Here is a 25,356-nt window from a genome sequence, read left to right on the forward strand (position 1 = left end):
GATGTCGGAAGTTTCTGTGTGTCCAAGTTGTGGTACTACAAATATTTGTTATACACATGTAATGAATGATGTGGCATCAGGGCTTAAGTTTTTAACAAAAATATTAAAAAAATAGAGCATTATGGCAAATGAAGTAACAGTATGGAACAAAGTTATGTCTTCGGCTTTGGCTATTCCTGGAGTACAAGTAGATAGAGAGACGTTTTTGAGATCAGAACTTCGACAGTATTGCTCTAAAGATGAATTGGAGAAGGCTATCTCAAATCCTGTTGATGTCCTTTCGGAAGATAGAATAGATAGTTTAGCAAACTCCTGTATCAATAATCATTTATTGAAAGTTACATCTTTGTCGGTTGTCGCTGGTATTCCAGGAGGTTTAGCTATGGCAGCAACAATCCCAGCAGATATGGCTCAATATTATTGGCATACTTTCGTCTTGGCACAGAAATTAGCCTATCTTTATGGTATTCCGGACTTAAGAGATGAAAATGGTAATCTTACCGAAACGTCACAAGATATGTTGACTTTGTTTGTCGGTGTGATGATGGGAGCTGCTGCAGCTAATAATGCAATTAAAAATGTTTCTAAGGCATTTGCTGTCCAAGTTGTTAAGCGCTTGCCTCAAAAGGCTTTAACTAAAACAGTGTATTATCCTATTATTAAGCAAGTAGCCAAATGGATAGGAATAAAGCTGACAAAAGATACTTTTGCTAAAGGCGTAGGTAAAACAATTCCAATTTTGGGTGGCATTATTTCTGGTGGATTAACTGCTGCAACATTCCGTCCTTCAGCTAAGCGTCTTCAAAAGAAATTGAAGGAACAAATGTATGACATTCATATCCCAGAAGGAGATACAGAAGATTTTGTAAATGCAACCTTTTCAGAGGTAGAAGATGGAGCGGAGTCTCCTATTGCGTTAGAGAATCCAGATAAGTTGATTATTCAATTCATGCTTAATTTGGCAAAAGTAGGAGGTAATTGGAATGAAAGAAAAGAAACTCTTTTATCTAATGAAATAGAGAGTTCCACTTTGTCTGAAGATGAGCAATTAGAACTTGCACAACTAATGAGTGGTGATAAGTTATTGCAAATAGACTTCTCTTCTATACAAAATGATGAAGCTAATAGTGCGAAGTTGTTAGAAAAAGGAGTTGATATCTTGAAAGCAGAAGATAAAGTTGCTTTGGCTGAAAAATTATATTTCAAAAAGATAGCAAAACAATTGGGCTTTTCTGCTGAGGATATAGAGGAGGCCATGAACTAAATTAGTTGCAATTTTAATTGGAAATATTATGATAGTAGTTAGAACAAAAGAAGAATTGCAAGAAGCTATCAAAAATAAGGTAGATTCAATAAGAATAGAAGATCCCTATGCCAAGACATTTGCTAATGCAGTTCGTTCAAGAAGGAGGAAAGCTAAGGTAGCTAAGGGGGCTATTGGATTTGGAGCTTTAGCAGTAATAGGTGGTTTAGCTGCCGCTCCGTTTACAGGAGGCGCTTCTTTAGCGGGAACTGTTATGGGTGCAACAGCTATGGGACTTACCGTTGGTACTGTAACTATAAGTACGGCAGAATTAGCAATGATTCTTGGTTTTGCTGCTTATGCTCTCAACAAGAAATATACCATAAAGATAGGTGATGGGGATAAGTATGTTGAAATGCGACCTCAATAAAAATAACTTAAAAATAATAATGTTACGGGAAGATTAAAACCTGACACGCGTAACCTTTCACAGGGCGAGGCAGACACAATTGTTAGCATTGTTAAAAAAGTGTTGGATGTCATTGTAGATATGACAGGTGGAAAACCTACGTTTGGAGGTAAGAAGTAAAAATTTGTCCGACGCAAAGCACGAAATAATGAATGATTCAATAAATCGTTGTTGGTTGGCTGTGCGTCGGACAAGAGTATGCCGTTTCGTTTATATGGTAAGAGTATTTTTTAAAAAACTACTTATAAATCATATCGCTTATGTTTAGAGGATTCTGTGCTTTCGTCTGCGATGATTGCGGACATAGATTCAAGGGGATGGATTGCGAGTGGATGGCAACAGCCTATACTGCTCCAGTGAAATGCCCTAAGTGTGGTGGGTGGCATACCTATCCACCAGGCTTTTTAGGCTTGAACAAATATGTCTATCGAAGAATATGGAAAAACAGAGAGAAAAAATAATCATTTTAAAATAAGGCTATATGAAGATAGCGATTACTTATGCTGAGCTGCAGGATTATGTAGCCAGTCATTTTCATAAGACTGTTAATTTTGGGTATGTAGACGGGGCTACTGTGTCTGTCTCTATACCTATCAAAGTGCTGGGCTTTACCAAGTCTGTAAGCATAAACATTACTGTGAAGAAGATTGAGGGTACAGACTTGTTCTTGTCGTATGACGGCAAGATGGGTATTGACCTGCTTGTTTCGCCAGCCATCTCTTATGCCAAGAAACTTGTGCCGGAGAAAGCAGGTTGGGTGGAACAGATGCCTGGCAATATCGTTAAACTGCGCCTTGGCGACATTGACAAATTGCAGAAAGTGTTTGAAAAGCTGAAACTTGACAATATCTTATTTGAACAGGGAAATATTGGAATAGAAATGTCATTAGTTTATTGATTCGTTATGGGTGACTGATGTCTATTTCGCAAAAAAATAGAGTGTTCTTACTTTTTTCTTGATACTCTGCCACCATTTGACATATCTATATAGTTATTTCGCAGCCGAAATCAAATGTATAACTATATAAGGTAATGTAACAATGGAAAAGAACATCAGGAAAAGAGTATGTTGGTTGGCTGCGGTAATGAGTGCCGTGCTGGTAGTGTTATTTGGCTATTGGTTCTTCTTGACCCCTCATGGCTATTGGCAAAAGAAGGAGGAGGCTTTGAAGAATGAATATATGGATAGGAGGATGCTTTGGCGGAAGTCGGAGAAAATGACCATGCAACAGATGTTGTCGGACATGACGCTAATGGCTAAGGGGGATTCGGTCCTGATTTGTTGGCTAACTGATCTCTCGCTTCCCGTTTATCGTGACTTCATTCATGGTACTGCGCAACCTACAAGGAATGCTTGGGCTGAGACGAGATATTGGTATATGTCTTCTCTCGCTAAAGGCAGAGAATGGATGGAGGAGCGTGCCAAGACGAGGATTCACAAGAGCCTGATCTTTGTGGAGACGAGTAGATTTCAGGTGCAGAAGGGTTCCTTGAAGGATTATCGTAAAGAGAAACTTACTCCAACTGAGATTAGAAACAACAAGATGTATCTAAAAGATAATTGTCTGTATAGATGAAATCATAGCATAAATAAAGTGTAACGAAAAATGAATAAAATTATAGGGTTTCTTGTAATGGTTTTCATGTTCCTACCCTGGCGACCAATCGTTGCTATAGTGGCAGCAGTATTGTTTGTCAACATCAATGGTACGGAATTGTATAGATGGCAAGCTGGTTTGGCGCATGGATTGTTCTTCCTGCCTAATCTGGTGAGGCATCTCTTTGACGGCGATGTCCTTTTCAAGGCTACCAATTGTACTGCAGGTTATCATGTTGCCTGGTGGATAGCTACAGTCGGTTCGTGCATCGGTTGGCTCGTTGATGCAACCTTCTCTTTTATGAAGGCATCGGCATTTGTAGGTAGTGATAAAGAATAAATAAATATAAATACGATGAACAGTATGGCTGATAATCAAAAAGTATATCAGGCGATCAAGACGATTGCTGATGAACTCTGCAAGGAGAACAAGACGTATCTTCGTGCAGATTTGGCTTTTGAACTGAAGAAGTATGGTATAGCTTCCGATTCCTCGGAGGTAAGTAAGCTGGTATTTGATGCCTACAGATATTTCCATGATAACGGTAATATCGCCATTGCTTTTGTTTCCAATAATTCACGTACAACGCTTGTGGCTGAGTACAAGTTGAATGACAGTCTGGAACAGGGCAACAAGGAGGAGGCTTTGAAGATAGCCGAGACGGAACTGGCGTTGTCTTCATCTGCTTTGGAGCAGTTGAAGGAGCAGGTGGAGCAGAACCTAAACTTAGTTCTTGTTAAGGGGACGTCGAAGATGGCTGATATTGTCATGGGCACGAATGGCGTGAAAGATGTTAGAAGCAAGGCGTCTACCATGTTTGATAAATACACCAAGATGGTGGAGGCTTATCACTATGCCGAGGATAGCGTTCGTGGAAACATTGAAGATTTTACATCCTTGCGTAGTGATATCGGGACGGTTTATCGTGACTATGCCCTGAAACTGATCGATATTTATGGCGACTCCATCAAGATGGTTTCTCCTGATCTGTTCGACTTCAAGCGAATAGAGTGGCTGGATGTGGACGAGATGCTTAAGTATGTGGAGTTGGAATATAACAAGCTCACGGAGAAATGTGCAGCTCTGATTGGTGAGATTTCTAAAAGCTTCCGCACTTCTTTGCAGGGTTCTTTGCAGGCTTATAAGTCTTTGTCGAACGGCAACAAGTCATTGGGCTTGGCGATGGCAGGATTGACGATGCTCGAACACTATATGGGAGCAAGTGAACGCGCTAATCGTTTGAAGTCTGATTTGTCAGTTTTCCAAACCAGCGTGAAGCATGATGCCACTCGCATCAAGGCTGATATGGGACGATTGTTGGTAATCTGCAAAACGCTCAATGATGTGGTAATTCCGAAGGCGAATGTGTTCTTGCGCTATGGAGAAAAGCTGTTGGCTTCTGACTTGAAGGCGACGCTTGATGCTTTGTATGCGGATGAGACTATTCGTCCATTGGAGGAGCAACGAAAATGTCTGCTCCAGCAGATGAAAGCGCTGGACATGGAAATTAACGACCATCTTCAGAACATCGATGTCTACACCTCGCTGATTAATGACATCACCGCCACCTTGGAGTCAAAGCAGGGAAGTTATATGGAAGCGAAGGCTAAGAAGCCTTCCAAGCCTTTCTTCTTGGTCAACTGGATCACCTTTGGTATGGCCAACAAGAACTACTATCGTGACTTCGCTGAATGGAATGCTGTATGCTTCCCACTTGTGAGAGAATATGAGAGCTATCAGGTAGATTTGAAATTGGATAAGGAGGAATTGGAATCGCATCGTGAGGAACAAATCCGTATCAAAAATGAGTATGCCAAACTCTCCAGTGAGCTGGATAAGGTTTCTAAGGAGATCAGAAGCAAGATAGTTTGCTCTGACGACTTGAAATTGAAGATGCTGAAACATCTCCGTGATATGGTTGCCATGCTGAAACTTGGACGTGAAATCATGGAGAGCAAGATAGATGAGAAGTTGGTGCATGCGGTCGATATTCCCGATTATCGGGAGGCAGCCAAGCTTCCTTCCGACGTGGAGCAGAACCTTTCTCAGTTTACAGGAATGTTGGCAGACAATCTCCATGCCGACAAGAATATGGCTAAGAATCTGCTTGATGGAGTGGAAGCATATACGAAAGACCATAAGAAGATAGAGGGCAAGACCGCACAACAGAACAAACCTGCTGAGTATAGCGAGGAAGACTTGGCGATGACGACAGAAGCTATGGAGCAATCTTTGCAAAAAGGCATCGTTCTGTTTGATAGTTTCGCTAAGCTCAAAGCGCAGCAGCTCAACGGAAAGCTGGCTTCTGTAGCTTACGATAAGGAGTTGAAGAAACATGCTGATGAGTTTAAGCGTGAAATGGCTAAGATAGACAACAAGAGTGCTTATCTTCGTGAGGTGTTCAAGCGTATCAATCTGGCTGGTAGTGAGGAGGAACGTAAGCAGGCTATGGAGTTGATGAGCGACTTGAGCGGTTTTTCTCTTTCGGAACAGGAGTTCACGGAATTTATAAATGGTAAGAAACAAATAGAATTATAAGGCGTATGGAAAGTTCAAGAAGACAGCAGGCCCAGGCTGATTTGGGCATGGATTTCGCAAAAGAAGATCAAAAGCGAGAGGCGGCTCTTGCCAAAGAACAGGCGAGGGCTGATAAAAAAGCAGCAAAGCGTGAGAAGATGATGAACATGCCATCATATCGTCTGATGGTAGGTACGGCGAAGTATATGGACAAGTGGTTCTTGGATCCTATCCTTGGCTTCATCCTTCCTGTCGGTATCGGTGATGCTTTGACGAGCGTGTTTGCATTCCCATTTATCTATTACAGTCTTTGCGTGGTTAAGTCGATTCCGCTGACTTTGGCTGTCATCTATAATATCTTGATGGATGTGCTGATTGGTGCCATACCTTTCTATATAGGTGATGTGCTGGATGTATTCAAGCGTTCGTATGTTGAGAACCTGAGATTGGTTACCGGGTATATCGAGGATGATAAGGAGATTATCAATAAGGTGAATAAGAAGGCATTTTGGACGGCTGTGTTCATCGTCGTGCTTTGCTGGTTGGTTTATGTGGTGATATCATGGGCCATTCGCTTGGGAACCATGGCTTATGATTGGATAGCTTCATTGTTCTAAAAAAGGATTGCTTATGTTTAGAGGAATGACAAAGTTTACCTGTGATAATTGTGGAAACAAATTCATGGGATGGGACTGTGAGTGGCGGTGTACAGTATATACTGCTCCCGTAAAATGCCCGAAGTGTGGCAGTATGCATACATATCCGTCAGGATATAATATAGCATTTCTTTTTGGGGGATTGTTTGGCTTGAAAAAGACTTTTTATCGAAAGATATGGAAAAGCATCGATGAGAGGAATAAAACTGACAAATAGCCTATGAATAGTAATATTTTCTTTCAACCTTTCGTTGGCAAGGATTATGTCAACGGAGGGATATTCGGCAAGCGAATCATGATATTGGGCGAGAGTCATTATTGTGATGAGAATTGTACGGATTGTGGCGACTGCCAGCTACATCGGGAGTGTATGAACTTTACGCAGCAGGTGCTTGGGGATTATCTCAATGAGAACAAGGAACGGCAGAACTGGATGCGGACTTTCCTGAAGTTTGAGCGTTCGTTAGTGGGTGAGGAGACCAATCAAGCGATGAGGCTGAAGATTTGGAACTCGGTCATCTTCTTCAACTATCTGCAAGTGGCGATGGGTGGTCCTCGCGAGGCTGGCACAGCCGAACAATATCACCAGGCAGGCAAGGCTTTCTTTGAGGTCATCGAAAAGTATCAGCCTCAGTACATCATTGTATGGGGTAAGAGGCTTTGGAACAATTTACCTGGCGGTCACTGGCGCCAAGAGCAAGTTTCTGATGTTCACTGGGTGGATTGCAATGACATGGAAGTGGAAGGCACTTGGGTGCCTAATGGCTTCTACATGATGCCTGGTGGCAAGCATGTTAAGGCTCTTGTGGTGAATCATCCTTCCGTAGGCTATTCCTGGGACTATTGGTACAAGGTGATACAAAGATTTTTGAGATAATTTTCTCGCTTGCGCCACGATTTGACACACCTGACCTGTAATTTTGCATAAGATAAGCTGCACTCGGCAATTTGAAAGCAAGCTTTCATTGCGCTCGTTTGCATTATCTTTGCCGACGTAAACATTAAAAACAAGGAATTATGGCACAGATTACAATCAATATCCAGACTTTGGACTGGACAATGGGGGAGACCGTAGGCTTGCACTTGATGCTGAAGAAAGGCAGCAAGGCAAGAATCGCTTGGGGCGATGGAAAGGTACAGGTCGTGACAGGTAAACAGAAACCTGCTTCCGAAAAGTTGGCTTGGGTGGAGGCTGGTCATTCCTATCCTGAGAAGGGCATGTACTACACCATTACCATCTGTTCGGAAGAGGAAGATGCCATTATCGGATTTGATGGATGTGGCATGTTCGAGGTGAAAACCTTTGATGTGATTCTCACGGAATGTCCTAACTTGCGTATCTTGGGCTATTCTGGGTATGGCGAGGAGAAACTCGACGTGAGCAAGAATCCTTTGCTGGAGTTCATCGACTTCCACGAGATAAGAAACGAGAAGTTGGATTTCTCTGCCAATCCGCTCTTGGAGGAGTTGCATATTGATGGAGCAAAGGACTTGGTATCTTTGAATTTGAGCAAGAACGACAAGTTGCGTCGCTTGGACATCTTCATGTGTCACAATCTTCAGCATCTCGCCCTGAGCAATCAGTCGCAGCTGAATGAGGTGGATTTCGCTCTCACTCAACTCCGTCCCAAAGACTTGGAGTATTTGGAGAAGACGTTGAAGCGAAACTCTCCCTACAAGATACGGGGAGGAAGCTTTGGCGATGATAAGATAATAGAAGTTAGTAATGGTGAAATCGTAGGTGAAGATGAAGGAAAACTGGATTCAACTTATCGATACAATTGAGAAAGATCCGTTTGAAACGGAGGCTTTCTTCGCTTTGATGGATTATGTGGGCGAAGCGTCGGACGATGATAAGCGCAGAGTTGTACAAGAAGTAGAGCGTCGCATCAAGATGATTGCCCGTTATGATGCGGACAAGAGTTTCCGCTTCCGTAAGTTCAGTGAACAGGAGCGGGAGGTGCTTGATTCCCTTTGGAGTACTCGGGTAAAGATTCTCAATGTGATGATGTTAAATCCTACAGAGGAAGAAATCGAGCGTTTGGGACATCAGAACGATAAACTTCATGAACTGTCGAAGGATGCCTTTGCGCAAGGTCGCAACCTCTGGAAGTCTTTGTTGCACTCACCGAGCTTGATGGCAAACGAGGATTATTATGATGTGGAGGAGCACGTTGATTTCAGTTGGAATGATGAGGATTCCGTCCTCAAGATGGATAATGATGACTATTATGGCTCAGACTTCGAGTATATGCTCCATTTTCATTGCAATTTTAGGGATAGTGGGCGGTATTCGTATGAACCTCTAGTGGCTGATGATGGTACCAACTGGAATTTGGATTATCTCGACAATCAGGCTTTCGACAAATTTTGCATCTGCCATCTCCTTCACTCGCTCCATAGTCATGAGCATTACTCTTTGCCAGACATCCTCCGTATGGATGATTTTTGGACGGATGTCAGCTTGAGATATGAGCGAGAGGTGTATCAATGGAAAAAAGGAAACGTAATCTTTAAAGAGGAAGTAAATGGAAAAGGAATGGATGAAACTGATAGATGATGTAGAGAACGACCGTAGCTATAATGCTGATCCTAACTTCAAATTTGTAGACTTTATAAGAGAAAAGTCTACGATAGAGGATAAGCGTGCCATCGTGCAAGAGGTGGAACGTCGTATCAAGAAGGTGGTGAATCGGGAAGAGAACAATCCTGACTATTTCTTCAGAAACTTCAGTGAGTCGGAGCGAGAGCTCTTGGACGACTTGCTTGGGCTTCGTGAGGTGACGCTCGACGAGATGATGCTTCATCCTACTGCTGCCGAGGTGGAACGATTGAGCAAGTTGAACGACAAACTCTACAAGCTCACCTTAGAGTGTTTTGAGCAGTGCCGTAACCTTTGGCTTACGCTCTACCGTTCGCCATACAAGGTGGACGACCGTTTCTGCTACGACTTGGACAGTACGCTTCGATTCGAGTATGCTGACAAAGACTCGGTCTTGCATCTGGAGAATGATGACTATTACGGTTCCGACTTCGACTATATGATTCATCTGACAGATGAGTTGCTCAGTACAGGACATTGCAAGATGGATACCATCGTGAATGGTGCGTCTGCCAACTTTTTCGGCAACGAAGAGGATACGTTGAGAGAGTTGACTGATACGCTCGACGATGGCACGTCGTGGGCGGAAAGCTATCTGCACAACAAGGCGTACGACCATTTGTGTATCTGTTATGCGATGCATGCCTTGCATACTCATGAGCCTTGGTGCCTGCCAGATATTCTTCGTATGGATGACTTCACGGTGAGAGTGGAACTGAAATACGACCGCAATATATCCGAACAGCGAGATATTCGTTATGCTGATGATGGAAATGAAACCGACCCTCATTGGCCTGAGGATGTGCCTTGCTTGGGTAGAACACAAAAAGGCTGATACCTTGACATAATAAAACAAGAAGTTTAACGTCATATATAAAAAATATAAGATTATGAAGTTAGCAGAAGCATTGAGCATCAGAGCCGACTTGCAGAAGAGAGTGGGTCAACTGAAAGAACGTATCAAGGAAAGCGCCAAAGTGCAGGAGGGCGATGAACCCTGCGATAACGTAGAGGAACTGTACAAGGAACTGGATGACGTACTCGTCCAGTTGGAAGACTTGATTTATCGCATCAACATCACCAACGTTCAGATAGTTCAGGACGGAGACTCCTTGACTCGATTGATAGCCAAGAGAGACGTCTTGTCGATGCGTGTCAAGGCATTGAAAGAGGTGGTGAACTACGTTGCTGCCAACGATACTCGCTTTGGCAGAAACGAACTGAAATATGTTAGAACCATAGATATAAAGGCTCTTCGTAAGGAGGCTGATACCTATGCCAAGCAGTATCGGGAGCTCGACCTGAAAATTCAGAGTTTGAACTGGACTGTAGATTTGGTAGATTTGCAAGACTTGCCCCGATAATGGAGCGAGGATTGAAATTTTCATTGAGTAGATTAAAACTTTCGGAGAAAAGATAGAGGCAGCAAGAGGCTGACATCAGGCAATAGGTCTGTGTTAGCATTATTAAAAATTCATGTGTTTCATGCAAAGAGACGAGTTTGTTCACAGTTCATTTCAAGCATCGGGCACAAGTGTATCGCGCATTGGTATATGACAAAAGTCAGAAACGCCAGCATTTAGCATTACCATTTTGTTGGCTATCTTTTCTCCTCTTTTTAGGCATTTCTTTTAAATTTTCATTAGATATTTAGAGATTATGGACAATCGTGTAAAATTCTATAGTTGGCTGATAGGCCTCTTGGATCGTAAGCATCTTACCTTTGAGGAGATTGCTAATGAGTGGCGTGATGCCAACGCTAATCAGGATGAGGATGAGCTGGACAAACGTACCTTTCATCGTTATCGTGAAAATATCCAGTCGCAGTTTGGCATTACTGTGGAATGCAACAAGAGCGACGGCTATCGGTATTATCTGAAGCGTGATCCGATCGCTAATGATGATGTGACGGAATGGATGCTGAGTTCCCTGCGGCTGGCTTCGTTAGGTGATATGCTGAAGTATCACAATAAGGTGATGCTCGATACACCGCCATACAACACGGAATATCTGGATGATATTCTTGCAGCGATAGATAAGCAATATCTGCTGAAGTTTAAGTATGTTTCGGGTTTCGGAGCAGAGAGCGATATCGTGCTGCAACCGGCTTTCGTGAGATACTACAAGCAGAGATGGTATGTTGTGGGAGTGAAGAAACAACGTTCGGCGTCTGAAGGGAAAGCCAATTCAAGTGCTGAGGTTGATGGAGATGCTGATTTGAATGCAGAGGAAGATGTGAGAAAACTCGTTCGCTGTCTTCCTTTCGACCGCATCAGTTTTCTGAAGCTTATTTGCGAGAAGCATCCGTTGTCGGCAAAGATGAAGAAGTTCCTGACTCCAGAGAATTATTATGAAGATTGCTTTGGCATCTATCGGATGGAAGATGTACCAGTGGAGAAGATCCGCATCCGTGCCTTCTATCCGGAATACAATTATATCGAGGAGGTTCCACTGCACGAGAGTCAGCAGAAAGTAAAGGAGTCGAAAGACGGAATGTATCGGGAATATACCCTCACCGTTCGCCCCAGCCGTGATTTCCTTCAGGAACTGTTATGGCATGGCAGAAATATCATCGTACTGAAGCCTGAGAGCTTGAGGAAGGATATGATTGGTATCTTAAAGGATATGACGAAGAGTTATGAGACGGGCGAATGCCTGAATGGGGAAGGAATAAAGGCTTAATGTTTCTCTCCTGGAAAATGGAAAATTCAAGGGGCTAAGAGCTTTTGGGCCTTCAGCCCGTACTTAAACCGCTTGCGAAACTTGAGTTTAAAATAGAATATTGGCTGTATTTCAAGAGCGATTCTGTAGGACAGACAAAGCGACACAAAATAAAACTTATCGTTGGTTTCAAAGATACGTTTGCCGTGGATGTCATAGCGGTTCTCAACGTCCTTCTTCTGGGCATCGTGCTCGTCGATGTATTTTCTGATATTAGCATTCTTGCACAATAAAATGCAGAATTTTGAGTTATTATGAAAGAAAGTTTTTTTGAATAAATAATGTTGCTTATGAAAAGAATGAATAAAATGCTGTTGGTTGCAGCTTTGGCGGCAACCACACTTTCTGTTCAGGCAGAACAGAAGAAGGGACCGGCTTGGTTGAGTGATGCACTTTTCTATCAGATTTATCCATCTTCCTATATGGATACTGATGGCAACGGTATTGGCGATCTGCCGGGTATCACTTCCAAGTTGGATTACATCAAGTCTCTGGGTGTGAACGCCCTCTGGCTCAATCCAATCTTTGAGTCGGGATGGTTTGATGGTGGCTATGATGTCATCGATTTCTACAAGGTGGATCCTCGATTCGGTACCAATACCGATTTGGTTACATTGGTCAATGAGGCCCATAAGCGTGGCATCAAGGTTTGTCTCGACTTGGTGGCAGGACATTCCAGCACCAAGTGTGCCTGGTTTAAGGAGTCTTCCGAGAAAGATCCTAACCAGCGTTACAGCGACTATTATATCTGGATGAATGATATCCCTGAGAGTGAGAAGAAAGAAATAGAAGCCCGTCATCAGGAAGCAAGTCCGGAGTCTAGTACCCGAGGAAGATATGTGGAGGCTAATGCTCCTCGTGCCAAGTATTATGAGAAGAATTTCTTCGAGTGCCAGCCTGCCTTGAACTATGGTTTTGCTCATCCAGATCCAAATCATCCTTGGGAGCAGGGCGTAGATGCTCCAGGACCACAGGCTGTCCGCAGGGAAATACGTAACATCATGGCTTTCTGGTTTGATAAGGGTGTGGATGGCTTTCGTGTAGATATGGCGTCATCGCTTGTCAAGAACGACCCTGACAAGACGGAGGTTTCCAAGCTTTGGAAGGAGATGCGTGCTTGGAAGGATAAGTATTATCCAGAGACCGTCTTGATTTCAGAGTGGGCTAATCCGCAGCAAGCCATTCCTGCTGGCTTCAACATCGATTTCTACATCCATTTCGGTCTCAAGGGCTATGCCTCTCTGTTCTTCGACCGCAAGACTCCATGGGGCAAGTGGGAGCAGAGTTACCAGAACTGCTATTTCGACAAGCAGGGCAAGGGTTCGCTTAAGGAGTTTAGCGAGAACTATACCAAGGCATACAATGCCACCAAGAATCTCGGCTACATCGCTGTTCCATCTGCCAACCACGATTACCAGCGTCCTAACATCGGTACCCGCAATACGCCAGACCAGTTGAAGGTGGCGATGACCTTCTTCCTCACCATGCCAGGTATTCCGTTTATCTATTATGGTGATGAGATTGGTATGAAGTATCAGATGAATCTCCCTAACAAGGAGGGTAGCAATGAACGTTCTGGTACCCGCACTCCGATGCAGTGGACCAAGGGCAAGAATGCCGGCTTCTCTACGAGTGCACCTGATAAGCTCTACTTCCCTGTAGATACAGAAAACGGAAAGTTGACCGTTGAGGCTCAGCAGGGTGATCAGAAATCTCTGTTGTCATATACCCGTAAGCTGACCGCTTTGCGTCATTCTGCAAAGGCTCTTGACAATGAGGGTGATTGGAAACTCCTGAACCAGAAGGGGCAGGAATATCCGATGGTATATGAGCGCACTTTGGGTGAGGAGAAGTATGTTGTTGTCGTGAATCCTGGTGCCAAGGCAGCCTCTCTCAATATCAGCTCCGTTGGTGGTAAGGCAGTTTCTGTTCTTTCCACAGGAAAGGTTGTGTATAAATCAGGAAAAAAGACTGATGTGATTAAAGCTTCTGGCATAAGTGCCGCCATATTCAAGGTGGAAAGATAGAACTTTTATAAAAACAGAAATGCGTCCGTATTGTGCGGGCGCATTTTTGTTTTACGGTCACGAATCATCTTCATCATGCAGCTTTTACTACACGTCGTTAACCTATTAATACGATGATAGTCTCCTTGCCAAGATACCTTTCTATCAATCTTCCTTCAGATACCAGTCCTTGATGTATCCGGAATAATGCTTGGCAAACTCCTCGGCTTGTCCGGGAGCGCAGGTCTTCACCTTCTTGGCAGGAATACCCGCCCAAATCTCATGTGCAGGAACCTTGGTTCCATGGGTAACTACTGCACCTGCAGCAATAATAGCCCCTTCTCCAATGTCAGCCTTGTCAAGTACAGTGGCATTCATTCCGATGAGTGCGCCTTTTCTGACTGTGGCTCCGTGGACGATGGCACCATGTCAAACTATTTCATATACTTTTTCAACCACAAGTCGAAGAACTTGTCATATACCACGTAGGCATCATCCTGCTGGGTGATGAAATCTTTTTCCAACAATCCCTTCAAGGCAGAGTTGACAGAACTTGGTGATGGGAGGTGGTATTTCTTGGCAAAGGCTCCGCTCTTTACGCTTCTGGCTTCGCCCTCTGCAGAGATGGCAATGAAGACATTGCGCTGCTTTTCCGGCATCTGGCGTAGAAGGGTCTCGTAGGTGTCTGATGCCATGTTGAGATTGTAGTTGATGGCGTCATCTACCATATCCAGAGTGCAGGTGCCCTGTTCGGGAGTCTTGAGGAAGAGAACATTCATTACTCGCTGGATGTATGAAGTGACACCACCGAAACGGGCGAAGAGTTCTCCGATAATGGCTGCATCGAGATGTTTGTTGCGTTCCTCGAACTTGGCTGTGGCAAACTCCTTGTATTTCTCCACATCCAGCGGCTTCAGGTTCATCAGCGTTACGCTCTGATAAAATGGGCGGGCAGGAGATGTGAACATTTCTGCCATCAGATGGCGGTGAGAACCCGAGAAGATGAAGTGGGCATTGGTGCATCGCTGGATGTAGGTACGGAGCAATGCCTCTATGCGATTGTCGGCATAGTTGGTGATTTGCTGAAACTCGTCGATAGCAACAAGGCATGGTTTATCGGCTTGGTTGAGATAAGCGAATATCTCATCAAGCGTAATTTCCGGATTCACCATGTTGCCGATGCCTATTCCCCAAACTGGAGCCCCGTTGATATCGAAAGAGATTTCTGAACGGAGAGAAGAGAGCGCCATCAGGAATTTCTCCCAAGCGCTTCTGCCTTTAGGGCGAAGTTCATCAATAATGGCTTTGCCGAACATATTGACCAGATCGCTGACGGAATTGGTTGAATAGATGTCTATGATAAAAGTATAATAATCTTTTTGGATGACTGGCTGGGCAAAGCAATGGTGAATCAGCTCTGTTTTTCCGATGCGTCGAGGGGAAATCAGAGCCATGTTATTCTCATTGGTCAGCATCTCTGTGATATGCTGGGTTTCTTCCACACGGTCGCAGAAGTATTCCGGACCAGCGTAACCGTTTGTGACAAAAGGATTCTTCATTACCATATCTATACCTTATTATATATTTTACAGTATGGCTGCAACTTTGCGAATCTGCTTAAGTTTTTCTACCAAAGCATTATCTTTTCGAGCAGTATGCATATTGTATTTCATCTGCAATTTTAGAAGAGAATCTGCAGGAATATCTAATGCAGCCTCAAACATCAGAGCAGAAGTTGTGGTAACGGGACGTTTGCCATTCAGTATCTCGTTGAGTACGGAATATCCCATACCAATACTTTCCGCAAATTTTCTTTGCGAAATGCCACGTTCTTCTAATTCTTCTTTCAAAATCTCACCAGGGTGAGTTGGGTAAAAACCAAAACCTAAGTTTGACATAATGCTGTTTTTTATTTATAATGGTTTGATAATTCTAATATATTACATATCGTGATTTGTTTTTCGTTGCCAACAACTTCAGAATGAAACTCTATTCTATATTGGTCATTGACTCTAACAGATTCACGATCTTTCTTATCACCCACAAGAACTTCGTAATGTAAAGCTTTGTAGCGATAAAAATCAGCTGTACTGTTCAAGGATGCCATAAGGTCAATAACTCGAACGTACTTCTTTATGATTTGAGGTTGGAAGCGATACTTTTTGTTATGCGCTTTACCCTCATAATATAATTCTCGGAGATAATCCTCTTCAAATATTATTTCCATAATTATATATGTTTTATTGATTGCAAAGATAATACTTTATAATTAGTGTTCGCTATTTTTGCGAATATTTTATGGATTTTTATCTTTTATGTGAGATGATAAAACGTAGCAATTGTCATTTTTTGCTTCCCTTACTGCAATTGTAAGGTTGGCAATGATATAAAAAATAATTTAGATTATTATTTTTTTCTTAGAAATAATAGAGATAGTTCTTTTACTAGTTTTTCCCGGCAACTTTTTGTAATTGCTTCAACAAAAAAACATCAACTTCATTATGTAGAAAGTTGATGTTTTTTTTAAAAAATCTTTATATTAAATACTTTAATGGAATAATCCTCCTTGTTTTTGGAAGTCTATCATTTTTTTCAATTCTTTTGGATTAAAAAACGCAATGAAATCACAGAGTTCTTGCTCATTTTTAAATGCAATAGTTAATTGAGCAATATCATCATTCATGCCTTTCCAAGTTCCGGTGCATGTTAGAACAGGAGGTTTTGTCGCATTTTTATATATAAATGTGAACTTTTTATTATCCCATTTTCCTGCATGTATTTCTTTACCCCTATAAAAAGTCATGGTTTCTATAGGAATTTCGATGTCTATTTTTTTCTCAAATGCTCCAACATTGTTGCTGATTGCTGTTTTTTGCCATTCTTTATATTTGGCAAGTAGATTTTGGAGTGTTGTGTAAAGTGTTGGCGAATTAGCAATCTTAACTAATCCATCTTTACCTCCCCAAGGAGCAAAAATTTGAATAGGTTCTACTAAGAAAGCATATGCTTGTTTTGAATTATCAGTTAAAGCATATATTTTTTTCATTTGTTCAAATGTCTTATATTCACCTAATTGTTCCTTTTTATAGATGGTATCATTGATGTAGAATTGTTTCTCGTATTCTGCTCTCTGTTGAACGGCTAGTGCTATTCTTTGTCCTGGTAATAACTTGCCGCCTATTTTGCTAGAGTTAGTGATAGTGTTGCCAGGTTTACTATTTATTTGAGAGGCAGTTTGGGCAGCATTGTTCCATCTATTTAAAGTTCCTTCCGTAATTTCTTTTTTATTGCTTGTAGAGTCTGCTTGGAAAGAATCCGGCTGTTTGTATATTTTCATTGTACGAGTTGTAGGCTCGTTAGTTGGTTGAGTAATTTCTTCAATGGTATTTGCTGCTTTTTGAATTGCTTTGCCTAACTTTTTGAAAAATTGAGCGTTGGCATTAGTTGTTCCACTTAGAAATACTAGTATTAAGCCTAATCGGAAGGCTGGACTTTTGAAAAATTTCATTTCGTTGCTAATATTTGGGGTTCTTAAAATAAAAGACAAAGTAGCACATTATATATTTTGCTACTTTGTCTTTATACCTTATATTATATGTAATATTACAGCTGAGCCAACTCTACAACCTTATCTACTGCTGCGCTCAAGCCGTCCTTGTTCTTACCGCCAGCCTGAGCATAGTGAGGCTGACCGCCACCGCCGCCCTGAATCAACTTGGCAGCTTCGCGAATCATCTTACCAGCGTTCAAACCGTGATCCTTCACCATGTCATCGCTGAACATTACGCTGAGCATTGGCTTGTCGTTGTATACGGAACCTACCACACAGATCATGTTCTCTGGCAAAGCCTCGCGAACCTTGAATACCAAATCCTTGGCAGCTGCTGGCTCCATTGGCAATACGGCTGTGACAACCTTCACACCGTTCACCTCCTTGGCATTCTCTACGAGCTTATCCTTGGCACGCTCCACAGCCTGAGCCTGGAACTTCTCAACGTCCTTCTTCAGGGCATCGTGCTCGTCGATGTACTTTCTGATGACACCCTCGAGATCCTTGGCATTGTTGAACAATCCCTTCAAGGCTACGATGGTATCCTGCAAACCGTAGATGGCCTCCTCGCAAGCCTTGCCAGTCAAAGCCTCGATACGGCGGATGCCGGCTGCTACGCTGCTCTCAGAGATAATCTTGAAGAAACCGATCTTACCGGTGCTCTTGGCATGAATACCACCACAGAACTCAGCAGAAGGACCGAAGCGAACCACACGAACCTTGTCGCCATACTTCTCGCCGAAGAGGGCGATGGCACCCAGTTCCTTAGCCTCCTCGATAGGAGTGTCGCGGTGCTCGTCCAGAGGATAGTCGGCACGAATCATCTCGTTCACCTTGCGCTCTACCTGGCGAAGCTCCTCATCAGTCACCTTCTGGAAGTGAGAGAAGTCGAAACGTAAGGTGTCTTTGTCTACATAAGAACCCTTCTGCTCTACGTGATCGCCCAGTACCTGCTTCAGACAGTAGTCGAGCAGGTGGGTGGCAGTATGGTTGGCAGCACTGCCCTCACGGCTGTCGATATCGACACAAGCCATGAAGTCGGCAGTCAGGTTCTTTGGCAGTTTCTTCACGATGTGGATGCTCTGGTTGTTCTCGCGCTTGGTGTCGATAATCTCGATGGTCTCGTCCTCGCTGACGAGTACACCCTTGTCACCAACCTGTCCACCCATCTCACCATAGAATGGAGTGTTGTCGAGTACCAACTCGTAGAAGCTGTTCTTCTTCTGTGTCACCTTGCGGTAGCGCAGGATGTGGCACTCATATTCTGTATAGTCGTAACCCACGAAGTTCTGGTCGCCTTCCTTCAGTACTTCCCAGTCGCCGTTCTCCACGGCAGCGGCATTGCGGGCACGCTCCTTCTGCTTCTTCATCTCCTCGTCGAAACCGGCTGCGTCTACGGTGTAACCATTCTCACGGCAGATGAGCTCTGTCAGGTCAAGAGGGAAACCGTAGGTATCGAAGAGACGGAAAGCGCTCATGCCGTCGAGCTGAGTCTCGCCATGAGCCTTGAGCTCGTCCATATCACCATTGAGGAGGTTGATACCCTTCTCCAGTGTGCGGAGGAATGAATCCTCTTCCTCTTTCATCACGCGGGTGATGAGCTCCTGCTGAGCTGGCAACTCTGGGAAGGCTGCACCCATCTGCTCTACCAATACATTGACGAGCTTGTACATGAATGCCTGTTTCTGGCCGAGGAAGGTGTAAGCGTAACGTACGGCACGGCGCAAGATGCGGCGGATGACGTAACCAGCCTTGGCGTTGCTTGGCAACTGACCGTCGGCGATAGAGAAGGCTACGGCACGCAGGTGGTCGGCGCAGACACGCATGGCGATGTCGATCTTCTCCTGCTCATCCTTACCCTCGCCATTTTCACCGGTAGGAGTAGTGAAACCATACTTCTTGCCAGAGATAGCCTCGATTTCCTTGATGATTGGCTGGAAGATATCTGTATCATAGTTAGAGTGCTTGTCCTGCAGCATGCGAACCAGGCGCTCGAAGCCCATACCGGTATCGATGACGTGCATAGGGAGAGGTTCGAGAGAACCGTCAGCCTTGCGGTTGTACTGCATGAACACGATGTTCCAGATCTCAATCACCTGTGGGTTGTCCTTGTTTACCAACTCACGGCCTGGCACCTGAGCCTTCTCCTCAGGAGTACGAGAGTCAACATGGATCTCTGAGCAAGGACCGCAAGGACCCGTATCGCCCATCTCCCAGAAGTTGTCGTGCTTGTTGCCGTTGATGATGTGGTCGGCAGGTACGTGCTTTGCCCAGAAACCTGCAGCCTCGTTGTCGCGCTCCAGACCTTCCTCCTTGCAGCCCTCGAACACGGTAACGTAGAGGTCCTCAGGGTTGAGCTTCAGTATTTCAGTGAGGTATTCCCATGCCATATCGATGGCACCCTCCTTGAAATAATCGCCGAAGCTCCAGTTACCGAGCATCTCGAACATGGTGTGGTGATAAGTATCATGACCTACCTCTTCGAGGTCGTTGTGCTTACCGCTAACACGGAGACATTTCTGAGTATCAACACGACGTACATCCTTACCTGGGTCCTTTGTACCGAGGATGATGTCTTTCCACTGGTTCATACCAGCATTTGTAAACATCAGCGTAGGGTCATCCTTGATAACCATAGGTGCTGATGGAACAATTTTGTGGCCTTTGCCTTCGAAGAATTTCTTGAAGGATTCGCGCACTTCATTAGCTGTCATCATATCTATTTTGTATTAATCTTTATTTTTTTCCGAAATTCTTTGCAAAGATAAGAAGAATTGCTTAAATTTGCAAATCAATTAATCATTGTTTGATAAAAAGTTGCAAATTATGGCTCTGAAAACAGATAAAAACGTCAAATTGTACTACTCCATTAAGGAAGTGGCCGAGGAAGTGGGTGTCAACGAGTCTACGCTGAGGTACTGGGAGAAAGAGTTTCCTTTCCTCAAACCCAAGGTCACATCCAACAAGGTTCGTCAGTATACCGAGAAGGACATAGAGCAGGTAAAGGTCATCTATTCGCTCATCAAGGTGAAGGGCCTCAAGATTGCTGCTGCCCGCAAGTATCTGTCACAGAACAGGACTGGCGCTGAGAAATCTTCAGATGTTCTGGAGACGCTCATCAGTGTGCGCGATGAGCTGAAAGAGCTGAAAAAACATCTCGATGCCTTGGTGTAGGGTTTTTACTTCTGAACCCGGCTAAAATTCAACAAATAAAAATATGGTAATAGATTTTGAAAAAATTGCTGAGGCTCATCTCGAGGGCTTCAAGGGAGGAAAAGGAAAGTTGGACACTCGAAACTTCGTGGACGACAAGGTGAAGATCATGTATTCTACACTTCGTCCGGGAGCTACCTCAGGACTGCATACCCACGAGGGCAACTGCGAGGTGGTGTTTGTGATAAGCGGAACGGCTACATTCCACTATGATGACAGTGTGGAGGAGGTACGTGCCGGACAGGTACACTACTGCCCCATGAACCATGCCCACTATATGGAGAACCTCACCGACCACGACTTGGTGTATCTTGCCATTGTGCCAGAACATCATTAATCGACCCCCAAAAATGGCAAAAAGAGAATACGTAGAAGCCAACAAGCGTTGGTTAGAAGAGAAGGCTCGCGAGGAAGGCGTACAGGCCTTGCCCCGTGGCATCTATTATAAAGTGCTGAAAGCAGGCAATCCTGATGGTGCCAAACCAGGCCGAAGAAGCATCGTTACGGCTCACTATACGGGATGGACCATCAACGGCAAGAAGTTTGATTCCAGCCGTGGTGGAGCTCCTGTAGCATTTCGCCTGTGCGAACTGATAGAAGGATGGATTGTCGCCATGCAACAGATGACGGTAGGCGCCAAGTGGGAAATCTATATACCTGCAGAGATGGGGTATGGCAAGTTCTCACAGCCAGGCATCCCCGGTGGCTCTACCCTTATTTTCGAGATAGAGCTGTTGGGTGTAGCCTGACGTTTGTCTTTTCTTACTTCTTGGTCAGCACATAGTGCTTGGCCATGGCGCCTTCTGGCTCGTTACCGATGGAGTCGGTCATGATGAGACTATGAGCATCTCTTACCTTATAGTAAGAAGTTTCTCCACTCGAAGGACGGGTGATTTCTATCACACCGTGCGACAGGAGTTTGTAGATTCCGCTTGCCTCGTCGTGTCCGTCTTTACGGTCAATGTAGTCGGCAGAATACTGGTAGGTGCTGTCTGCATTGAGGGTCAGCACGGTCTTGATGCCAGGACAGTCGGCAGCAGGAAGTGTTCCCTCGTAAGTACCTGCAATAGAGTCGAGTACAAAGTCGTTTGAATCAAGCGAATCTTTTTCTGCATAGCTGAGGCTGTCTTGATCGGTCTCAGGAGCGTTGGTCTTCTTGCTATTGCAAGATCCAACAGATAGAGCAGCGATAACAGCTGCTGTCAATACCAATTTCTTTTTCATACTTTACTGCTTTTTAATTTAACTTCTCTAACTTCCCCATTTGCAATAGTTGAGTTAGTATAATCACGCAGCAAATATACATGATTATTTTCTTATATGCAAGTTTTTCACCCTACATTTTTGGGAAGTTGGAGAGTTTTTGGGAATGTTGAAGATTTTTTGGGGAATGTTGGGGAGTTTTTGGGAATGTTGAAGTACGGTTGAAATTACCCAATACGCCCTTCCTGTGCTGTTGAAATTACCCCACACGCCCTGAAGGGGCAGAAGCTCTTAGCCCAGGGCATCGCCCTGGGTATAATGCCAATCTGCAAGGCGCCCTGTAAGGGCAAAAGCTTTACATATCGCAAAGAATTTTCATTTTTTATTAGGTGTTTTTTAAAGCTTTTGCCCTTACAGGGCGACAGGTTTGCGCACAAAATAACCCAGGGCGCTGCCCTGGGCTAAGAGCTTCTGCCCTTTCAGGGCGTGCTGCTTGTGTCCATTACAGCCCTGGGCTATGCGCTTGGGCCTTCAGCCCGTGCTTGCCCCCGTGCGATACTTGAAATGTTTAATTTCATATCCACAAAGGCATTTGTCTTAACTCCTTTAACTCCCTTAACTCCTCCAAAAAACTCTCCCTTATTTCCTCTTCTTTTGCGTGTTAGGCAGGAATCCGGCAATGATGCCGAGCAGAGGCAGGAAGGCGCTTACCTGGAAAATGAACTCGATGCTGGTCTTGTCTGCTAACCATCCGAAGAAGGCGGAGCCCAAACCTCCTAAACCAAACATCAGTCCGAAGAAGATGCCGGCAATGAGACCCACCTTGTCGGGCATCAGGTCAGTGGCGTACACCACGATAGACGAGAAAGCCGAGGCAATGATCAATCCCGAAAGGAAGGTACAGACGAGAGTCCAGAACAGATTGGCGAAGGGCATGATGAGGGCGAAAGGTGCCGCACCGAGGATAGAGAACCAGATGACGTACTTGCGCCCAAACTTATCACCCAACATACCTCCAGCCACAGTACCAATGGCAAAGGCGGCAAGAAAGACAAACAGACACAGCTGAGAAGTCTGTACCGAGATGCCAAACTTGTCGATTAGGAAGAAGGTGAAGTAGCTCGTGATGCAGGAGGTATAGAAATACTTCGAGAAGATGAGCAGCACGAGGATGAGCAGTGCCCCATATTTCGCCCGCTTCGAGATGTCGTTGTTCAGGGTGACGTTTTTCTGCGGATGCGTCACCACATACACCAATCGGGCCTTGTACCATGCCCCTAATCTGATCATGATAAGGGCAGCGAGCAAGGCGGCAAGGGCAAACCACGAGATGGCGTGCTGTCCGAAAGGCAGGATGATGAGGGCTGCAAGGAGAGGACCTATCGCCGAGCCACCGTTGCCGCCTACCTGGAAGATGGACTGTGCCAGACTCTTCCTGCCTCCCGATGCCAACTGGGCTACTCGTGATGCAGTGGGGTGGAACACGGATGAGCCTAAACCCACGATGCTCACAGAGAGGAGAATCAGCAGATAATTTTCTGAGAAGGCCAGCATCAGTAGACCGATGAGTGTGAAACACATACCCACGGAGAGGGCATAGGGACGTGGATGCTTGTCGGCATACAGTCCGGTAAAGGGTTGCAGAATCGATGACGCCATCTGAAACATCAGGGTGATGATTCCGATTTGTGCGAACGAGAAGTCGAACTTATCCTTGATGATGGGGTAGATGGAGGGGATGATCGACTGAATCATATCATTCAGAAAGTGGGAAATGCCACAAATGATAAGTATCGAATATACCGTCCCCTCCATCTTCGTGGGGTTTCCTTTTATTTTACTACCTATTGATTTTATATTCATTTCTATATTGGTTTTGAGAACCATTTGACCGCTTTACTTCCAGAACAGTTGGTCGATAAACTCATATCGCTTCTCCATCTGGGCATCGGTCTTTACCACCGTGTTCTCGTCGATCTGTAGCACAGGAGCGATGGCTTTACCGTTGGTGGAAGGCCATTCAGGCAGACCCAGTCCGTTGGGGTTGCCAGTCTTCACAAAGTTGATGTAGTACTGGCTGAAGATGTCGCTTATCATGTAGTCGGCAGGTTGCCAGTTGTAAACACGGTTGGTAGGCAGAGTGCCCATGGCATACTCGATATCGGCAGAGTGTACGGCACCCTTGTCCTGTGGGGCAGGAGCCTCACCCTCCTTGGCGTCTATCACACCACCAGCCAGGGCAGCCACCTTTCCCTTGATGGCCATGGCAGGACGGGGATGACAATAGCGATAACGGTAAACGGGCTGTCCGCTTGTCAGTTTGTGCATGTTGCCCCACTTCCATGTGGAATAGTCGAGGAAGATGTCAGAAGCCAAGTTCACACCCGGTTGCTCCAGCACATCCTTGTCGGTAGTGATGCCGTAAAGACGGAACAACTCATCTATGTTCTCTTCGCCGAAAGTAGCTTTGGCACCAGCCTTCAGGTTCTCCACCGTAGGCTGTTTGCCCATCAGTACAGCCCATGGTGTCATCTCCTGGTTGTTGCCGCCCACGAGCAGAGGCACCTTGGTCTGGTTGCCTTTGGCGAAAGTCTCTTCTGGTTGCTCTACGAAGAAATATCTGTCGATGTTGTACACGGGGAGCGACTTGACGGAAGCCAACTTCAGCAGCTCTTCAGCAGGAAGGTTGCGAAGCATGTCGATGTCAGCCTTAGGGGCTTTCTTCTTGCTTGCCTTTCCCTTTGTCTTATCGGTCTTACCGACCATCTGTGCAACTATATTCTGTGCCATTTCCACCCCCTTCTGCTCAGCTTCCTTCAGGGTAAGCACCTTTTTGAATCCCATGACCGAGCCGCTGGAACCCATGGCCTGTGCAAAGAGACCCTGGCAGAGAGGCGAAGCCATCAAGGCACTTACCGACATCGAACCGGCCGATTCGCCAACGATTGTGATGCGGTTGGGGTCGCCTCCGAAGGCCTCGATATTGTCTTTCACCCATTTTATGGCAGCCACCTGGTCCATGAAACCATAGTTGCCCGATCCTTTATAGGTGGTCTCCTTGGAGAGTTGTGGATGCGCGAAGAAACCGAAGATACCCTCGCGATAGTTGGCGGTGATAGAGATGATGCCCTTTCTCGCCATCGCGTCGCCAGCATATCGAGCCTCGCTTCCGCTTCCAGCCATCAGTCCTCCGCCATTGAAATAGATCAATACGGGCAGATGCTCTTTCATCGTCTTGGCAGGAGTCCATATATTAAGGTATAGACAGTCTTCGCTGTTCACCTTGGTTCCGAAGTTCATATCGCCGAAGAGTGGTTCCTGCATCGGATTAGGTCCATACTCTTTAGCCTCGCGCACACCGTCCCAGTGCTTTGCTGGCTGCGGAGCCTTCCATCTGAGGTTGCCCACAGGAGGAGCAGCAAACGGAACACCTTTAAACACCTTGATGCCCGAGAGGTCTTTTCCTTCGAGGATACCCTCGGCCGTCTTTACCTGGGTTTGCGCCATCGTTCCCATCATGGGGAGCAGAAAAGCGAGAGATAAAAATAGTTTCTTCATATAGTTGTTTGGTTTGAAAA

26 protein-coding genes and 1 pseudogene are annotated in these 25,356 nt (G+C 44.9%); 18 read left to right on the top strand and 9 right to left on the bottom strand.

The window, feature by feature from the left end; translation table 11 throughout:
• Positions 1 to 121 precede the first annotated feature (121 nt).
• The 15 genes from F7D20_RS07700 (at position 122) to F7D20_RS07770 (ending at position 13,833) form a co-directional block, all read left to right on the top strand.
• A complete protein-coding gene (locus F7D20_RS07700) occupies positions 122 to 1,264 on the top strand; it encodes a hypothetical protein (protein ID WP_158463525.1) in 1,143 nt (380 codons plus the stop codon).
• A 28-nt stretch (positions 1,265 to 1,292) separates the two neighbouring features.
• Positions 1,293 to 1,673 (top strand): hypothetical protein, encoded by a 381-nt coding sequence (locus tag F7D20_RS07705; RefSeq protein WP_158463526.1) that lies wholly within the window; start codon positions 1,293 to 1,295, stop codon positions 1,671 to 1,673.
• Between the two features lie 299 nt (positions 1,674 to 1,972).
• On the top strand, positions 1,973 to 2,173 hold the full coding sequence (locus tag F7D20_RS07710; RefSeq protein ID WP_158463527.1) for a hypothetical protein: 201 nt from the start codon (positions 1,973 to 1,975) through the stop codon (positions 2,171 to 2,173).
• Positions 2,174 to 2,193: 20 nt separating this feature from the next.
• Positions 2,194 to 2,610, top strand: a complete 417-nt coding sequence (locus F7D20_RS07715) for a hypothetical protein (RefSeq protein WP_158463528.1) — start codon at positions 2,194 to 2,196, stop codon at positions 2,608 to 2,610.
• Positions 2,611 to 2,752: 142 nt separating this feature from the next.
• Positions 2,753 to 3,289 carry a hypothetical protein gene (locus F7D20_RS07720; protein WP_158463529.1) on the top strand — a complete coding sequence of 179 codons (537 nt, stop codon included), beginning with the start codon at positions 2,753 to 2,755 and terminating at the stop codon, positions 3,287 to 3,289.
• A gap of 30 nt (positions 3,290 to 3,319) precedes the next feature.
• Positions 3,320 to 3,649, top strand: coding sequence for a hypothetical protein (locus F7D20_RS07725; RefSeq protein WP_158463530.1), 330 nt, complete (start codon positions 3,320 to 3,322; stop codon positions 3,647 to 3,649).
• 24 nt (positions 3,650 to 3,673) lie between these two features.
• Entirely contained in the window at positions 3,674 to 5,848 is a 2,175-nt protein-coding gene (locus F7D20_RS07730) for a hypothetical protein (protein ID WP_158463531.1), read from the top strand.
• Between the two features lie 5 nt (positions 5,849 to 5,853).
• A complete protein-coding gene (locus tag F7D20_RS07735; RefSeq protein ID WP_158463532.1) occupies positions 5,854 to 6,444 on the top strand; it encodes a DUF4112 domain-containing protein in 591 nt (196 codons plus the stop codon).
• A gap of 259 nt (positions 6,445 to 6,703) precedes the next feature.
• Complete coding sequence (locus tag F7D20_RS07740) at positions 6,704 to 7,360, top strand: hypothetical protein (RefSeq protein ID WP_158463533.1); 657 nt, start codon at positions 6,704 to 6,706, stop codon at positions 7,358 to 7,360.
• Positions 7,361 to 7,500: 140 nt separating this feature from the next.
• A complete protein-coding gene (locus tag F7D20_RS07745; protein ID WP_158463534.1) occupies positions 7,501 to 8,268 on the top strand; it encodes a hypothetical protein in 768 nt (255 codons plus the stop codon).
• On the top strand, positions 8,225 to 9,043 hold the full coding sequence (locus F7D20_RS07750; RefSeq protein WP_158463535.1) for a hypothetical protein: 819 nt from the start codon (positions 8,225 to 8,227) through the stop codon (positions 9,041 to 9,043). Before F7D20_RS07745 ends, F7D20_RS07750 begins: the two co-directional genes overlap by 44 nt.
• Positions 9,012 to 9,920, top strand: a complete 909-nt coding sequence (locus tag F7D20_RS07755) for a hypothetical protein (RefSeq protein ID WP_158463536.1) — start codon at positions 9,012 to 9,014, stop codon at positions 9,918 to 9,920. Before F7D20_RS07750 ends, F7D20_RS07755 begins: the two co-directional genes overlap by 32 nt.
• 55 nt (positions 9,921 to 9,975) lie before the next feature.
• The gene (locus tag F7D20_RS07760; RefSeq protein WP_158463537.1) at positions 9,976 to 10,449 is read left to right on the top strand and encodes a DIP1984 family protein; all 474 of its coding nucleotides are present in this window, start codon (positions 9,976 to 9,978) and stop codon (positions 10,447 to 10,449) included.
• Positions 10,450 to 10,744: 295 nt separating this feature from the next.
• Positions 10,745 to 11,767: a helix-turn-helix transcriptional regulator gene (locus tag F7D20_RS07765; RefSeq protein WP_158463538.1), complete on the top strand. Its 1,023-nt coding sequence runs from the start codon at positions 10,745 to 10,747 to the stop codon at positions 11,765 to 11,767.
• A gap of 338 nt (positions 11,768 to 12,105) precedes the next feature.
• The gene (locus F7D20_RS07770) at positions 12,106 to 13,833 is read left to right on the top strand and encodes an alpha-amylase family glycosyl hydrolase (protein WP_158463579.1); all 1,728 of its coding nucleotides are present in this window, start codon (positions 12,106 to 12,108) and stop codon (positions 13,831 to 13,833) included.
• A gap of 144 nt (positions 13,834 to 13,977) precedes the next feature.
• Here F7D20_RS07770 and F7D20_RS07775 read toward each other — a convergent pair.
• The 6 genes and pseudogenes from F7D20_RS07775 to alaS all read right to left on the bottom strand — a co-directional run.
• Positions 13,978 to 14,241: pseudogene (locus F7D20_RS07775) on the bottom strand (gamma carbonic anhydrase family protein); the annotation flags it as partial.
• A 5-nt stretch (positions 14,242 to 14,246) separates the two neighbouring features.
• Positions 14,247 to 15,371 carry an AAA family ATPase gene (locus F7D20_RS07780; RefSeq protein ID WP_158463539.1) on the bottom strand — a complete coding sequence of 375 codons (1,125 nt, stop codon included), beginning with the start codon at positions 15,369 to 15,371 and terminating at the stop codon, positions 14,247 to 14,249.
• A gap of 27 nt (positions 15,372 to 15,398) precedes the next feature.
• Entirely contained in the window at positions 15,399 to 15,710 is a 312-nt protein-coding gene (locus F7D20_RS07785) for a HigA family addiction module antitoxin (protein WP_158463540.1), read from the bottom strand.
• Positions 15,711 to 15,721: 11 nt separating this feature from the next.
• Entirely contained in the window at positions 15,722 to 16,039 is a 318-nt protein-coding gene (locus tag F7D20_RS07790; protein ID WP_158463541.1) for a type II toxin-antitoxin system RelE/ParE family toxin, read from the bottom strand.
• A gap of 321 nt (positions 16,040 to 16,360) precedes the next feature.
• Positions 16,361 to 17,320: a hypothetical protein gene (locus F7D20_RS07795; RefSeq protein ID WP_158463542.1), complete on the bottom strand. Its 960-nt coding sequence runs from the start codon at positions 17,318 to 17,320 to the stop codon at positions 16,361 to 16,363.
• Positions 17,321 to 17,415: 95 nt separating this feature from the next.
• Positions 17,416 to 20,079, bottom strand: coding sequence for an alanine--tRNA ligase (gene alaS / locus F7D20_RS07800; protein ID WP_158463543.1), 2,664 nt, complete (start codon positions 20,077 to 20,079; stop codon positions 17,416 to 17,418).
• A gap of 109 nt (positions 20,080 to 20,188) precedes the next feature.
• Between alaS and F7D20_RS07805 the strand changes: the two genes are divergently transcribed.
• The 3 genes from F7D20_RS07805 to F7D20_RS07815 are packed head-to-tail and all read left to right on the top strand — an operon-like array spanning position 20,189 to position 21,324.
• The gene (locus F7D20_RS07805; RefSeq protein ID WP_158463544.1) at positions 20,189 to 20,536 is read left to right on the top strand and encodes a MerR family transcriptional regulator; all 348 of its coding nucleotides are present in this window, start codon (positions 20,189 to 20,191) and stop codon (positions 20,534 to 20,536) included.
• A gap of 43 nt (positions 20,537 to 20,579) precedes the next feature.
• Entirely contained in the window at positions 20,580 to 20,912 is a 333-nt protein-coding gene (locus F7D20_RS07810; RefSeq protein WP_158463545.1) for a cupin domain-containing protein, read from the top strand.
• A gap of 13 nt (positions 20,913 to 20,925) precedes the next feature.
• A complete protein-coding gene (locus F7D20_RS07815; protein ID WP_022251275.1) occupies positions 20,926 to 21,324 on the top strand; it encodes an FKBP-type peptidyl-prolyl cis-trans isomerase in 399 nt (132 codons plus the stop codon).
• A 13-nt stretch (positions 21,325 to 21,337) separates the two neighbouring features.
• Here the strand turns inward: F7D20_RS07815 and F7D20_RS07820 are convergent, their stop codons facing one another.
• The 3 genes from F7D20_RS07820 to F7D20_RS07830 form a co-directional block, all read right to left on the bottom strand.
• On the bottom strand, positions 21,338 to 21,799 hold the full coding sequence (locus F7D20_RS07820) for a copper resistance protein NlpE (protein WP_158463546.1): 462 nt from the start codon (positions 21,797 to 21,799) through the stop codon (positions 21,338 to 21,340).
• Positions 21,800 to 22,417: 618 nt separating this feature from the next.
• Entirely contained in the window at positions 22,418 to 23,641 is a 1,224-nt protein-coding gene (locus tag F7D20_RS07825) for an MFS transporter (RefSeq protein ID WP_194253522.1), read from the bottom strand.
• A 33-nt stretch (positions 23,642 to 23,674) separates the two neighbouring features.
• Positions 23,675 to 25,336, bottom strand: coding sequence for a carboxylesterase/lipase family protein (locus tag F7D20_RS07830; protein ID WP_158463548.1), 1,662 nt, complete (start codon positions 25,334 to 25,336; stop codon positions 23,675 to 23,677).
• Between the last annotated feature and the right edge of the window lie 20 nt (positions 25,337 to 25,356).

This window comes from Segatella copri (genome assembly GCF_009495355.1).
Taxonomy (GTDB): Bacteria; Bacteroidota; Bacteroidia; order Bacteroidales; family Bacteroidaceae; genus Prevotella.